The sequence below is a fragment of the Aromatoleum toluvorans genome, assembly GCF_012910905.1.
GTDB lineage: Bacteria > Pseudomonadota > Gammaproteobacteria > Burkholderiales > Rhodocyclaceae > Aromatoleum > Aromatoleum toluvorans.
Window position 1 is genome coordinate 183418 of the sequence record NZ_WTVN01000001.1, and the last position, 14466, is coordinate 197883.

Sequence of the window (14466 nt, forward strand, 5' to 3'; positions counted from 1 at the left end):
TACGTGCCATAAATTTCCTCCATTGGTCTCGTGCCTTCCGTCATCGAGCCTTCACTGCCTGAACACTTCGGCGCGATGGAAACCCATGTAGCGCTGGTGCTGCGAGGTCAGGTAATCGACACGAAGTGAGTGTTGAAGGTTGAACAAGACCAAGGCCTCATGAGGCAGCGTGGTCGACACCAGCAGCTCGCCCGCGTCATCAAAGCTCACCCATCCACCGTCGAAGAGCGCATCCAGATGCGGAGCGAACAGTAGACCATTGAACACATCGAGCCGCTCGTCGTCCGAGCCGCACAACGCCCAAGGCTTGATGTGGGAGGCCCTCAGCAGTTCCGGAACGGAAAGGCCGGTGACGCAGCATCGGCCCCGCCAGTAGTCCAGCAACGCTCGTCTGAATAGATCCTGCCCCACGCGCTGAACCACGAGGCGCTCTGCTTCCGTGGATCGCGGCATAGCCTTCGTCGCCCGCTCGAACTGTGCTGCGACGCGATTCGGCATCGTTCGAGCCGTCGCTGCAGCCCGCTCGAGCGTTGCATACAGCGCCGGGATTCCATCCGCGAGCGTCCAGCCCTCTCGTGCAAGCGGTAGGCCTTCCAGCAAAGTCGAATCGCTCGCACGCACCTCGAAACGGGCATCCCGTATTAACCGCACTTCCAAGGTCTCAGGAAACCTAGTCGACCGAAGGATCAGGCCGCCTTCTTGCAGCTCTGGCGGAAGATCCAAGCCGCAGTCGGCGGCGGCTTTCTCGATGCGGGTGCGGTCCAAGGGCATCATGGCGGCGGCCCCTCAGTCGGCGCCTTTTGCCAGATTGCATGCCGGACAAGCTACCTGCCCGTTTTCGACTGTGGTCGCACCCCCCTTCGACCAAGCCACCTTGTGGTCGCAGTGCCAGTCATCCCACTCGACGCGAACACCGTCGCACTTGATGCGCACTTGGCAGGTTTGGCTGTCCCGGCGAAATACCGCCAGCTTCTGCACATGCGTGAAGTCGCGCTGGTTATCCTTCAGCGGCAAGGCCGGGAACAGCTCAAGCAGGTGGCGAAGCATGAAATCCATCCGGAAGCGGATGGATTCCTGCGCGTCGGTACTGTGACTGATGCGTTCCTTGTAGGTTACCCACTCAGCGTCGCCATGGTCCTCATCGAGTGCCTCCTGAGTGCGACGCTTGGCTTCGAAATCGAGGAACCAGCCCCGCAGCTCCGGCTTGATGTCGGCGATCGCGTACACACGCTGAAGCTCGGCAAAGACGCAGTACAACGCGATAGCATTGTAGCGCTCCAGTTCCGGCGTCTTTTCCGGGAACACCTCCGCCATGAGACCAAGCGTGCGGCGCACAGCCTTGGAGGTGGCGCCGTTTACGTCGAACTTTTGATTCGCCTCGTACATCCGGTTGAGGTCGCTATTCTTGACGTTGACTGGCCCGCCGGCAAGCTCCAGGCACACCATCTGCGCAGCAATTTGGTCGTGCGTGAAGCGTGTGTTCGCGAAGCCCACGCGCCCGAAAAATTCATGCTGCGTTAAGGAGCGCACGAACTCACGCATGACGCCCGGCATTGCGTTGCGTTTCTCCTGCGCCTTAAGCGAGGTGCCGTTCTGCAGACGGAGGAACATCTCTCGTACTTCGTCTTCGTCGGTGTCCTCGAGCACGACGATGTCGAGCGCATAGGTGTCGAACCGCACGCGCAGGTCGTCTGGCAGGTTCTCATAACCACACCCTGCCGTAGGCATCCCTTCGACAGGCTCCACGTCCTTCGGCAGCCTGAAATCCCCGTCTACGAAGCTCCAGATGGCCCGCAATCGCTGCTGCCCGTCAACAACGTCGTAGTGATCTGGGGTGCCCGGCAACTTGCGCCAGTACATCTTGGGCACATCGTAGTCGCGCAGAATAGTGTCGATGAGTAGCTGCTTCTGCGCCGTTGTCCAGACTGCGGGGCGCTGAAAATCGGGGTTGGTGTCGATGCGCTGTCGGATGCCTTTGGCGTTGGACAACGTACCCAGGGGCCACGGTTTCTTGTTGGTCTTCATCTTCCATTGCCTATGAACAAAACTTTTCCGATGGACACGATATCAAGCCGGTCTGCCTTTGTAGCCAGCCGGAGCAGCCTTGAGTTCCTTCGCGACTTTCCCTGAGCTGGTCGATTTGAAGGGGGCGGGGTCAATCTCGAAGACGCTCACCGCCACCTGGTTGTTGCCGTGAACGTGAGCAATCAAGCGCTCGTGCTTGGGGAGCGGTGCCTGCGCAGTAGAGCCACCAAACTCACCCGAGTTGGCCAACACCACTGGTTGGTACATATGAAAATGCAGGGCTGCCACCATGTTGTCGAAGGTCTGAACATCTTGGTTCAGCGCTGCGACCAGAAACATGTCGGACTTGTCCCGCAGGTCGGCGACCAAATCAAGGTCGGTCGCGTCGTAGCAGATGGCCGCCGCAACACGTGTTCGCGTCTTTGTTCCAACGGGTAGCTCAACGAGCGTCAGATGTGGGCGATACCCCTTCACGCCCATTGCCCGTTCCAGCTTCATCGGATGAAGCTTCCCTTGCCAAGCGTATTGGATGCTGCGCCCGTGGCCTGGCGACTCGGTTCTGATGAGCCACAGGCCTTGGTTTATCGGTGCGCCGAGCTTGGCCGAATGCAGGAACGTGAGGCCGGCAAAGATGTTCGAGCGCAATTTGTCGGAAAGCCGGCGGAGGAGGAAAATATGCTCCGGATGCACGGCCAGCTCAGGGAACAAGATGACATCAACTACTGGGTTCTCGCCGTCATCATCCCTAAGTTTTGGCGGCTGTGCGGAAGCCCACGTGCGTAGCTTCTGATACGCCAGTCTGCAGACCTCAGCCAAATGCCGCCTGTGTTCGGCAAGGACGCCAGGCGTCCAGTGGGTGGGGTCTTTGACGTCGAACTCATCTTTTCTTGGACGCATCGGCTGGACGATAGCGACGCGCAGAGGCCTGTCTTGCAGTGCGGCATGGTCGTCAGTCGGCACCACATACATCGGTGTTTTGCTGCGCACACCGAACAGCGCTCGCTGTTCAACAATTCTCCGCTCGATGAACAGCAGTAGCTCCTCCGGCGTACGTGCTGCTCCCGCTGCCACCGCATCATTGGCCCGGAACTCGACACCCGGCCATTGGAGTAATGTCGAAAGCAAGCTGGAGAGCCATGGAGAGACCGGGCCAGGCTCGTCCGTCAATCCTCGCCCGGAATTCAGCAGCCCAAACCGGCGCTTGAACCACGTACTGCGGAGACCCGAGTAGCGCCCCACCTCCTCGGTCACCAGATACCGTCGGCTGGTGAAGTCAAACTCGCCGGTCAATGCCGCCCGAAGAATCCGGCCCAGCCCGTAGAGCCATGCCTTGTCTTCGCCTACCCACGGTGGATTGGCATACAGGGGGTTCGGCGCCTCATTGCCCTTGAACGGCAACACAGAGAGGAACTCCGTCTCCTCGGGTAACGCCAGGACTCGTGACCAGTCGGTGCATTCCAAGGTGACGTCACTTGCGCTCAGGCCCGCGCTCAAATGCTTCTGGATACCGTCAGCCCTCAGCAGCGCTTTCGCTAGCATCAGGACACCGTTTTCCTGGCCGAACACGTTGTCCGCATCCAACATGATTTGGAGTAGCGGACGCTGCGCCCGGCGAGGCGTGCCGAAACGTTTTGCAGGCGGCTTCCGATTGGCCTCGATAAGTGCATGGGGCACAAACTTCTTCCATCGGGGGGCTCTATTACCCTTTGAGTTCAACGCTGCCATCACGAGGTCGGGTCGGTTGAGGGCAACAGTCATGACGATCACGGCCTGATCGTCTTCGTCTTTCGTTAATCGCAGCCCTTCAGCCAGCCAGACGCCGAACCGCCTGGAAGTCGGACTGAACTGCTGCGCGACCAGTGCAAGGGGTAGGGCCTCGATCAGGTCTCGCGAATACGTTGGTTCAAACATCATCGTGCGCTGAAGAGCCTTGTATGCCGATGCCTCAGCAGGCATCTTCCTTCGAGATGCTGCGAGCGATACGTCGCCAATGGATGCCAGATACAAGTAGGCCTGCTGCAGCAGGTACCAAGGCGAGGCGTCGCGCTCAACGATGATGCGCCGAGCCAGCACTCCGAGATCCTCACGGTAGCCAAGGATGTCAACCGACTCCGGGTACTCCTCCTCATCTCGAAAACCCGTTTCTACGGCCCCCGCCCGAAGCAGGTCTGCGACGACATACTCGGCCACTCGCACTTGTCTCAGCCCCTCGCTATCGAGGCCATCGAGTGCAGCGAACAGCTTGACGCCAAGCGCTTCCACTACCGGCGCCAGCAGCTTGGGGTGAGGGTAAAGGTCCATCCCACACCGCAGCAGCAGAGCGAGCGACGGGTTCTCCGCCCAGCACTTGATGAGCTTGCGGGCCGTCGATTCGAACTCGTGCGCGAGTGCCATTCCGTTGGTTACCCGCTCGCTCAATGCCTCACCCGCGTCAGCAGGCGCGGTGATGTCAGTCATTGCCAACCGATGGCGCATTAGCTGCGCCAAGCGCGTGGCCACGAAGCGCTTGACGGTATCGTCGCGGACGTCCGTGTTGGGCACAGCGATGCTGGCAAGACTCAGGCGCGAAGGCGTCGGCTCCTCCGAGTCCTCAATCTGGTCAGACATCCACAGCAGGCCATCAAGTCCGCCAGCCGCTTGGGCCAACGACTCGAGGTCGAACGTCCCGCTCAGCTCGGCATTCAGTACGTCCATCAAGGCGGAGAGGTTGCTTTGTGACGAGATGGACCGATATGAGCTTGCCCCCATAAAACGGACGCCATGAAGTGAAGTTCTAAGGGTTCATGGAGGAACGTGAAATGAAAGCGAGGATACCGAAGCGGGTCTATACGACTCAGTTCCGCGAGGCGGCGGTGCGGCAGGTGATCGAGGCCGGACGCAGCGCGAACGAAGTGGCGCGCAGCCTGGACATTTCTTCGAAGACGCTGGGCAACTGGGTGCGCCAGGCGCGACGCGGCAAACCGCTGGTCAAGCGCGTGGCGGCCGTGCAGGTCGATGAGACCCAGGCCGAACTGAGCCGACTGCGCAGCGAGGTGGCACGGTTACGGGTGGATAACGAAATTTTAAAGCGGGCGGCGGCGTACTTTGCGCGGGAGTCGCGGTGAAGTACGCGTGGATCGCCGGTGAGTGCGCCCGCTTTCCGATCGCACGGCTGTGCACGCTGCTGGAGGTCTCGCGCAGCGGCTTCTATGCGTGGCGGCACCGTCCCGCGTCGGCGCGGGCACGCAGCGATGAACGGCTGGTCGTGGTATTGCGCGCGACCTATGCTCATCATCGCGGCAAGTACGGGCGGCCGCGGCTCACCCGCGATCTGCGTGAAGCGGGCTACCCGGTCAATCACAAGCGGATACGCCGGCTGATGCTGCGCGAGGGGCTCGCCGCACGGCGGCGGCGCCGTTTCGCGCGCACGACCGATTCCCGGCATGCCCTGCCGGTAGCGCCGAACCTGCTCGAACGCGACTTCAATGCGAGCGCGCCGAATCAGAAATGGGTGGCGGACATCACCTACGTCGACACTGCCGAAGGCTGGCTGTACGTCGCGCTGGTAATGGACTTGTTCAGCCGCCGACTGGTCGGCTGGGCGATGAGCGATCGCATCGACACCTACCTCACGACGGACGCGCTCGCGCTGGCGCTGGGCCTGCGCGGTCCGCCCGCCGGACTGCTGCACCATTCGGACCGTGGCTGTCAGTACTGTGCGCACGACTATCGCAAGGTCTTGGAGGACCGGGGCATTACGGTGTCGATGAGCCGGCGTGCGAACTGCTACGACAATGCCCCGATGGAGTCGGCCAACGGCACCCTCAAAGTCGAACGAGTCTATGACGAGCACTACGCCACACGCCAGCAGGCGATTGACGATCTGACCGAATACATCGGCTACTACAACAGCGAGCGGCGTCACAGCGCACTCGACTACGACAGTCCGGTCCAATTCGAACAGAGGTGGAAAATGCAACACCAGCACACGACACCGATTGGCACCGCAAGTTATCCACCGCCGCGCGCTCTGCCTGCGTATGAGGCGCCGCAGGCGCGCGCCCGTGGATAACTTGCTGCCCAGTACCCTTCATGGCGTCCATCAAACGGGGACAGGGTCAATACGGTGTCACGGCGCACTTGTCGTCGGAAAGCTCGAGTGTTTGCGAAGCGCCAAGTCGGACTCTGTGAGCTTCGAGCTCACGCTTCACGAACTCCTCCACTGCCTTCTGAACGTCGGCCTGCGCTATACCTCCGGAACCGTTGCGCGCCTCGACAACAATTCTAATGTCATCAACGTAGCGGCAGTAGTCGTGGATCTTGACACCCCCGTCGAGCTCAAGCGCGTTGCCGGCCGCGCGTTGAAGCTCCCGGTCCAGACCTACCAGATAGGCATTCGCAAAGAAGCCGGATGCGACCAGCCCCTGGGGAAGTCCCAGGTCGAGTCTTGCGGCCCCGTGCCCAAGAATCAGTTCCGCTTGGCCATGCTCTCCATCGCGCCAGGTCCAGTCGAGGATTCGGGCAGTACATTCCCAGAACGGTTCGTCCGATGCCATTCGGTCCGGCAGGCCAATGCTTTGCCGGTACTCGGTCTCCAGCCGCCGCAGCTCTTGCAGCAATGCGGCACGGTCCACCCGGTCGAAGAAGGACTTGATGTCGAGCGAGACAACGAACAGCTCTCTCCCCGGCTGCACCTGCGGCATGAGTTCGGTACAGACACGGCGTGGCCTTGCCAGAAACGCACGATAATCTTGAAAGTACTGCCGGTAGGTTCGGCTGTTACCCCACGAGAAGTGAGCACGGGCGCGCGCGTTTGGAGTCTCCACCCAACGGCAGTGCAGACGATTCCCATAGCTCACTACCCCGCGCTCACGGGTGCTCAGGACGTCCTTTTCGGTTGGGTCGCCCTGCGCCGTCTCGATGGCTTCCGCGAGGCACATCATTACCGCCGTTGCCAGAGTCTGGTCGCGAATGGACAAGTGTGCGAGAGGACGAAGCTTCTGCAGCATCGAGGTGTCGACGGCGTGAGAAGTGGTATCCACTTGCTTCGGCTTCGGACACCAGTCATCGAACGTCGGCTCCGAGCCGAGTTCGTCGATGTCCGAGTTCAGAAGATCTTCGAGCATCGGTGCCTCGGGCCGAGGGCGGAATTCCCACTTGGCATTCTTGGGGGCCGGAACCAGTAGCAAGTCGTCCGGCTTGAAGTCGGAGCGGCTGATATCCTCCGCCCAGCGAACGAGCCGCTTCTCCAGATTGATGGTCGAGCTGTCGAGTTCCAGGACATCGGCGTACCAATTGTGTCGCCGAATGAACACATGCGACTTTTTCCAAGCCTGCGAGAGAACCACGACGTCCGAAAGGTAGCGACCTTGTGGAGCAAGCTCGAGATATTCCTCCCTAATAATCGACATCAATTGCTCTCTTGTTTGGTGAACATTGGTGACCTTTCCTAATCTCAAACGCCGGGCAGTTCAGGGAGCAACCTTCTCTTGAAGAGAAGGCCATCCTCCGCACCCGGCCGCAGCTCAAGCACCAGGAATGGAGCGGCCCGCAGTTGCTCGGGCGGCGGGGAGGTAGTCGTGACGATGTACTGGAAGGGGACACCTCCGTCGCGGCCGAGCTGTTCCTCGGCCTCCGCCACCATGAGCAAGAACTCACGGTAGAGCCGCTCGCTCATGTCCGCCTCTCTCGGGCAGTCATGCACGACGAATCCTGGGTGCTGGCTCGACGTCGACATGGCGGCATCCAGCAAGCTTGTGATGTCGCCCAACAGAACCTCAAGCACCTGATAGGCCTCGCCGCCAATATTGAGCTCGAAGGGGCGTATATCTGAATCGGGGCGGAACAGGCCGTACCCGCTCTCGCCGAGAAGGCGGCTGGCGACGATATGCGTCAAAGCTTTCACGGCTTCGCCGCGTTCGGACCGCTGCAAACGGCGTGCAATCACTTCTGCCTGCTTGTGGTCTGCCTCGGCGACAAGCTCGGCCCGGCGCGCCTTCGCACGCACCAGCTCTGCAGTACCATTGCCTTCGTCTCGTTGCCGGAGATGGAGTAAGAGTTCATTCCACTGATCCCGAAGGGAGTCGCGCTGGTTTTCGTTGGTCCAGCGCCTCATCTGCAGACGTCGCACTGCGGCGCGCTTCTGACTGACTACGGCTTCTTGCGCGGTGGCAGCAGCTTGGGCCACCGATGCGCGCTCGCTCGATTGCGCAAGTTCCAACCTGAACCGGGACATATCCGCTTCGGCACCTTGCCGCCTCAGACGCCAAGTAAGGCTGGCCGTGCTCCGACGCGAGACGATATGGTCGCATCTCGAGAAATCGACGTCGCCGTAACGGCAATGGCCGGCCAACCGGTCAAGTTCTGACAATTCGGCCGAAAGCCTGTTGAACTCTTTCTCGTTGTTGTCGACGAGCGTCTGCGCGACTTGACGTTCCATCTCGCGGATCTTTGCCACATGGGTCAAGTCGGCAAGCCGCACCAGCTCGGGGGTGAGCAATTCCTCCGCTGCCGCGACTTCCCGCTCTATCTGTTCGTCGCCCTTCTCCCCATCGCGGAAACGCTGCTCCATTATTTCCTGCAGAGACGGCCCAACAGTGCCTCGAAATATCGGAACCTCGTCGTCCACGCCAAGCCGGGCACGGAGGTGTTGCTCCGCAATGGTCAAGGCATACGCGGGCAGCCGCTCGAGCTCCGGTAACTCCGCGTCAATCGCGTTCAACGCCGCTTGCGTTGCCTCGACGTCCCGCATTAGCACGTCGAGCTCACGATCATGCACACCGAGTATGGACCGCACGAACATCGGGGGATCTTGGCGCGGTCGACGGAATCCGAGGCCATCGCCGTCGCGCCAATGAAAGAAAGCGTCGAACCGAGTCTTCTGGTCGCGGATGCACCACGCGAGCAAATGCCGCCACTCGAGAACCTGGTTGCTGCCAGGAAGCGTCGTTGCGGACAACTTGCCGATGAAGGCTTGATTCAGGCTATCGAGGAAGTCCTGAAAGCTTCCATCGAGTTCCCCTGCGAGCAAGGACTCGAGGCTATCTCCCCTGCCGGCCAGGGACTGCGCGTGCAAGCCGTAGGAACGATAGACGACCCAGGCAGTGCCATCGAGATGAACCTTGGCCGCTACGCCACCCTTTGGGAAGCCGGCCACTGCCTTCTCCCGCAATGCATTGATTGAGGGCGCCTCGTCGCCAAGGCAGTAGCGCAGCAGCAGGCAGAAGGAGGTCTTGCCCACACTGTGCCCCGCACTCGCGAGACCCGAAGCGGCATCGGTCTCCGGCTCGCGGGCCCAAACCACGTTCACACCCGGCCGCAGGTTAACCGTGCGAACAACGACCAGTGGCTCCCTCGATTCCAGCAACCAAAGCCGCTCGACCCACAGTCGCGGCTGAGTACGGTTTGCTTGGTGGTCGCGTAGCCAGTCGGTCATCCACGCGTCCTTCAGGCAGCGCCTCGCCCGCGCTGCGCCTCACTGCCCGGCGCGCTTTCTTCGCGCAGGGCCAGTCGACGTCGGGCGTCCAACTCCAACATCAGTTTCGCCAACTCTGCGTGCTCGGGACGGGTCCGTACATCCGGAGGTAGCGGGCTCGCGCCGGTCCCATAGACAAACGTGTCGCCCTTGCGTACTCGACGAACGGCGCCGCAAGTCTCCAGGCGGTGGACGAACGAGGGGATCAACTGAAGGGCAGAGGGCAACATCAACGCGCCCGCGTCCTTTGCGAGAGCATCCAGGCGCAAGGCGTCCTTGGCGTCCAAGTGGATCTCGGCGTAACCGGCAGTTGTGGCGTGTGCCACGATGACCTGAATGTCCGCGATGGACATGCCATCCCGATGCTCCACCAGGAGGGCCGACACCAGCCCCGCCAGTTCCGCTTCGGCCTCGTCGCGAATCACTCCGTGGTCGCCATAGACAAGCCCTCTGTCATGAGAGGGGGCTTCTCGGTCCGCCAGTTCACCAGACTCCAATCGGTCCCAGGCATCGAGCACCAGCCGCCGCGTGCGGTACTCGCCGAAGGCGCGGACTTCGCCTTCCTTGAGTACGCGGAAGGTCTCGGAGGGGTAGTCGGCCCCCATCACGTCAGCGGGATCGAGGATGTAGCGCAGTTCGACGCGGTTCAGACCATAGAGGCGGGCATAGTAGGCGTCCAACTCGGCGCGCAGTTTGGCGCGGCGTTCCGGGTTCCAGGGGAACGGAGCGCCGCGGTGGCCAAGGGCTTCGGCCCAGGCGCGCAGGTCGTCGGCGGTATAGGTGAGCTCGAGGACGCGGGGGACAATGAAGTCGAGGGCTTGTGGCATGTAGCGTTCAGGCGGGAGCACCGGAAGCTGCTTCAACACATAGTCTGAGAGGTGCGTTCCCCCTAATGCCTGGCGTGCGGCAAAATCGAAAATCAGGGAGTTGAACTCCGCCAAGAGACAGGCTGCATACTTGGGTTCTGCGTCGAGCTTTGTGGCTACGCGTACGGTGTACGCGATGCCGACTCTCGGCATGATCGATGCGATGACTGTCCGCACCTTCTCCACTCCGGTAATGTCCCGCCAGCCCATTAGCCACCGCGGACTTCGGGCGTCCATCCAGGCATCCAACAGCGTCAGCAGCGCTGGTGCCAGGTTGGCCGTCTTCAAGGCGGTGGCGAGTTCCAGCAGTTCCGCGTCGGATAAGTGCACGTCCTGGTTCTGCGCGGCCCATTTCGGGAACTCGACGAGTGCCTTCTTTGTCGTCAGACCAGTGTCCAGTAGCGCCTGCGACAGCTGGGAAAAGCGCGCCTTCAGTTGCGCCTCGATCGGCGCGACGTGCGGTAAGACACGCTGTTGCGGCCACCCGCCCTCCTCAGGCAGGCCGGCGGCGCGGCCGAAGAGCTCGCCGGCCACCCAGGTCGCCAGAGCCCGCAGCAGGTCGGCCAACGCATCGTCGGCCACGGATGTCGAGAACGAGGGGGCGGCGCCATGCAATGCCAGCCAAGACTTGGCTACGCGCGAAGGCACGTGGGCGATGCGGGCCAGCACCTCGCGCTCATCGACCCAGTAGCGCGGGCGCACCGAGAACGCAGGATCGGCCTTCTGGGCCACCGTGACGTCCACTGTTTCAACCTCGACTGGCTTCCCGTCGGCATCGACGTAAGTTGCCCAGCGGTGGTCATATTGATGGATTTGTTTCCCCTCATAAACGGCCTGCGGCCTTCCACGAAGACCTACCGGTAGGCCATCAATCACTACGCCGTCGTTGATGTCATTGGTGAGGTGAAAGAGACCTTGTCGGATCTTTAGTCCCCACGGATTCACCTCGGGCTTGAGCAAATTGCCATCGGCATCCGTGACCTCTTCCTCGATGAGCACGGGCGCAGCCCGGTAAAGCTTCTTGGTCAGTTCGGCATCGCGCTCACTACGGAAGATGGGACAGGTGCGCGTATTTGGGTTAATGAGCGAAAACTCCGCCGGAGTGAGCGTAAAGCGACGGGCGTTGTCGTGGATCTGGGTGGGCTGACGCGCGAAGAACACGAGTGTCGCGGGCTCGGTCGAGGGACTGCCGCCCAAGGTCAAGAGCGCAAATCGGAACGCATGATGCACCGAAGGAAAGACGAACTCCTCGTTTTCCAGACAGAGCATGGAGCACAGGTGTCCACCAACGGCCAGGTGCTCGAAGTAGGCCTTGGTGGAATCGTCGGTGGCAATGCCAGTCGGAACGATAAAGCCAGCACGCCCGTGGCACGCCGTGGCTTGCAGGAAGGTTTCTGCGAACAAGGCGTAGGTGTTGACATCTCCCACACCGGTGAGCGGGAAGCGCCGGCTGTCATGTGCAAAAAGGCTTGCTGCTTCCGCACCACGGCGCGCAGAGATGAATTCCTCATACAGCCGCATCTCCGCTCGGTTCGGCGGAGACAGCCCCTCGGACGCTTCGACGTCCGGGTACAGCGTGTGCAGCAGCATGCCCTGGCGCAGCAACTCGATCCGTTTCCCGCGCTCGGCCTTGTTCTTGGCCATGGCCACCAGCGGGCTGCGGCTGGCGAAGAACTCCTCCTCCTGCAGCTTGATCCGTTCCCACGGCGGGTTTCCCAGCATCACCGAGAAGCCGCCTTTGGCCGCCACCTGCGGAAAGGCAAGCCACCAGTGGAAGACCCCATGACTCATGCAAATCGCGCGGGCCGCGCCATCGACCTCCGGCTTCGCCGCCTGTCCGGTGAACAGCCCCCAGAGGTAGCCAGACAGGGGGATGCGAGGTGCATCGGCGGGCAGCTTGGGGGCGAGAAAGGCTGACACGTAAGTGTCGGCCAGTCTGGCAAGCACGCTTTGCTGTGCCAGTGACGAGGCTTGCGCCCAGGCTTCGCGCTTGGCGGCGATGCCCGCGATGCTGTCGTCGGCAAGGTGCTCAACTCTATCCGCCTTGATCGCGAAACCGGCATTGGTAAACAGGTCCCCTGCGGCGATGGACTTCCAGCTCTTGAGGTCGGCCTTGTTCTGCTTCTTCAGTGCCGAAGCCGTGGCTTTGTCATCGCCCGACAGGACAGCGAAGGCTTCGTCCGGGATACCGCTCTCGAGCACTTTGGGGTCGAGCACGCCGAGCAGCGCATCGCCGCACTGCAGGTGGTGGTCCAGGAAGGAAAGCGGCAAATCGGGCGTGTAGGCCTCGAGCCAAAGGGCGGTCTTGGCCAGCGCAATGGCCATGGGGTTCTTGTCGATACCGAAGATGCAGCGACTGACGACATCGCGTAGCGCATGTCGGTAATCTGCCTGAGTAGGCGCTCCACCTGGTGCGCGCAGTTTGGCCACCTCGTCGGCCAGGCGGCGGGCGCCTGCCAGCAGGAAGTGCCCCGAGCCGCAAGCCGGGTCGCAAATGCTGAGGTCAAGGAGCGCTTCGACCGGCCGCTCGGGATTGGCGCGCAGCGTCTGCTCGATGACCGGGTCCAATGCGGACTTGATGAGTTCCTGCACCAGGCTGTCCGGGGTGTAGTACGAGCCGGTCAGCTTGCGGGTATTGCCCTTGGTGGAAGCTTTGTCTGCCGCGCCCTGGACCGAAACCACCTCGGCGCCATCGCCAGGGTCGCCCACAAAAGCCAGGCGCGCCGCGTGGGGCTGCGACAGATTCTGGATGTCCGGCACCAACTCCAGCAGACTCTCGTAAACGCTACCCAACTCCTCCGGCCCCATGTCACGGTAATTCACCCGTGTCAGCCCAGTGGGCTCGCGGAAGTAGCCCAGTTGGAAGACGGCTGAGAGCAGCCAGCGGTTCTCGATGTCGGCATTTGTCAGATGCAGGCACTGGTCGGCGTCGAACAGGCCGCCGAGGGCGGGCAGACCAAGGGCGGGCTCGCCGCGTGACAGTCCGTCGAAGGTAATCGACAGCGCCTGCCACAAGTCGTGATGGGTATCGTGCGCGCCGCGGCGGGCGGCGCGCGAGCGCTGCATCGTGAGCGAGTATCCGTTGAGGTAGCGCTCGCGAACCGTCTTGTCGGTGTCCGGTGCGAAGACCAGAGGCAGTCCCGTCGAGCTGTCGCCCCGGTCCTCGACCGTGGCGAGGAAGATAAGCCGGTAGACCAGGCGCAGCAGTTCCTCGAAGAAGGCCTGTTTCGAGAGCGGCTCGACACCATCGCGCCCCTGCAGCGCATTACGCAGCGCTTCGTTATCCCTGTGACTGATGAAGCCCGTGCCCAGGGCACGCAAGGCTTCGGCGACGCCATCGCGCAGGCGGTCCCGAGCGCGCACGCCGGCTTCCTGCCCGGCGCCGCGCCACCGCTCCCAGGAGCAATCACCCGGCTCTGCGCCGGCTTGGCCGAAGCGGCTGGCATGAGCCAGCAGCCAGAAAGCTGTGAAGTCGGCGTAGAGCTCCTCGGTGAAGAGCGCTTCCAGGTCGACCTCGACGTACGCCGGGCGCGTCAAGCTCGGGTTGTCGCGCAGAATGCGCAGTGTCAGGCCGTTGCTGACGATGGCCCACAGCGAGTGGTCGGAGGCATTGAGCGCTTCCTGCGCCAGCATGAATGGCGAGCGGCGGCGAATGCGCCCGGTCTCGGGGCTGTGCTCGCCGAATCGCTCGGATGCCTCGTCCAGCCGCTGATCATGGGCGGCCAGGATGAGCGGCAGTCGCCCGTCGCGAGCTGAGCACCCGATGTTGTAGGTGTGCCCCGACGCGGCAACGCTGGCGCCATGCGCGAGGTCGGTGAAGCCCAAGACGTCGCGCAGCAGTGGCACGAGAAACTCGCGCACCGTGACGTCGTGGGCATTCACATCCTGCCGCTGGCGCAGAGGCTGGAGATCGGCCCACAGGTTCTGGGCAATCTTCCAGTAGCGCGCGATCTCGTCGCGCAGCTTCAGGCCTTTGGGCGTGCCGTAATGGATCTCGGTTTGTTCGGTCTGTTCGGGTGCCTGCAGCGTGGTCAGGCGCGACAGTTCGTCGGCGGGGATGAGGCCGCCCTCGATGCGGATGGCCTGGTAGGCAAGCTGTGTTGCATTGCGACGGGCCATGGC

The 14466-nt window shown here is 62.1% G+C and carries 8 protein-coding genes; 2 read left to right on the top strand and 6 right to left on the bottom strand.

Translation table 11 applies throughout. The features are described 5' to 3' along the window. Positions 1–51: 51 nt before the first annotated feature. Genes GPA22_RS00835 through GPA22_RS00845 form a run of 3 tightly spaced genes read right to left on the bottom strand, consistent with a single transcriptional unit; the run spans position 52 to position 4722 of the window. Positions 52–774 carry an HNH endonuclease gene (locus GPA22_RS00835; RefSeq protein ID WP_169254196.1) on the bottom strand — a complete coding sequence of 241 codons (723 nt, stop codon included), beginning with the start codon at positions 772–774 and terminating at the stop codon, positions 52–54. A 12-nt stretch (positions 775–786) separates the two neighbouring features. Then, entirely contained in the window at positions 787–2025 is a 1239-nt protein-coding gene (locus GPA22_RS00840; RefSeq protein WP_169254197.1) for a GmrSD restriction endonuclease domain-containing protein, read from the bottom strand. Between the two features lie 42 nt (positions 2026–2067). After that, complete coding sequence (locus GPA22_RS00845; RefSeq protein ID WP_211168860.1) at positions 2068–4722, bottom strand: hypothetical protein; 2655 nt, start codon at positions 4720–4722, stop codon at positions 2068–2070. A gap of 101 nt (positions 4723–4823) precedes the next feature. Between GPA22_RS00845 and GPA22_RS23050 the strand changes: the two genes are divergently transcribed. After that, positions 4824–5129: a transposase gene (locus tag GPA22_RS23050; RefSeq protein WP_425483923.1), complete on the top strand. Its 306-nt coding sequence runs from the start codon at positions 4824–4826 to the stop codon at positions 5127–5129. Further along, complete coding sequence (locus tag GPA22_RS00850; RefSeq protein ID WP_425483924.1) at positions 5126–6076, top strand: IS3 family transposase; 951 nt, start codon at positions 5126–5128, stop codon at positions 6074–6076. Before GPA22_RS23050 ends, GPA22_RS00850 begins: the two co-directional genes overlap by 4 nt. Positions 6077–6122: 46 nt before the next feature. Here the strand turns inward: GPA22_RS00850 and GPA22_RS00855 are convergent, their stop codons facing one another. From GPA22_RS00855 to GPA22_RS00865, 3 genes are read right to left on the bottom strand one after another with little or no spacing between them, the layout of a single operon-like run. Further along, on the bottom strand, positions 6123–7415 hold the full coding sequence (locus tag GPA22_RS00855; protein ID WP_169254198.1) for an RNA-directed DNA polymerase: 1293 nt from the start codon (positions 7413–7415) through the stop codon (positions 6123–6125). A gap of 44 nt (positions 7416–7459) precedes the next feature. Continuing rightward, the gene (locus GPA22_RS00860) at positions 7460–9439 is read right to left on the bottom strand and encodes a coiled-coil domain-containing protein (protein ID WP_169254199.1); all 1980 of its coding nucleotides are present in this window, start codon (positions 9437–9439) and stop codon (positions 7460–7462) included. An 11-nt stretch (positions 9440–9450) separates the two neighbouring features. Then, the gene (locus GPA22_RS00865; RefSeq protein WP_169254200.1) at positions 9451–14463 is read right to left on the bottom strand and encodes an N-6 DNA methylase; all 5013 of its coding nucleotides are present in this window, start codon (positions 14461–14463) and stop codon (positions 9451–9453) included. Positions 14464–14466 lie beyond the last annotated feature (3 nt).

Bases quoted from the DNA above. Each gene is read 5' to 3' on its own strand.
- GPA22_RS00835 (WP_169254196.1), bottom strand. From the start codon at position 774: ATGATGCCCTTGGACCGCACCCGCATCGAGAAAGCCGCCGCCGACTGC.
- GPA22_RS23050 (WP_425483923.1), top strand. From the start codon at position 4,824: ATGAAAGCGAGGATACCGAAGCGGGTCTATACGACTCAGTTCCGCGAG.
- GPA22_RS00855 (WP_169254198.1), bottom strand. From the start codon at position 7,415: ATGTCGATTATTAGGGAGGAATATCTCGAGCTTGCTCCACAAGGTCGC.
- GPA22_RS00865 (WP_169254200.1), bottom strand. From the start codon at position 14,463: ATGGCCCGTCGCAATGCAACACAGCTTGCCTACCAGGCCATCCGCATC.
- GPA22_RS00840 (WP_169254197.1), bottom strand. From the start codon at position 2,025: ATGAAGACCAACAAGAAACCGTGGCCCCTGGGTACGTTGTCCAACGCC.
- GPA22_RS00860 (WP_169254199.1), bottom strand. From the start codon at position 9,439: ATGACCGACTGGCTACGCGACCACCAAGCAAACCGTACTCAGCCGCGA.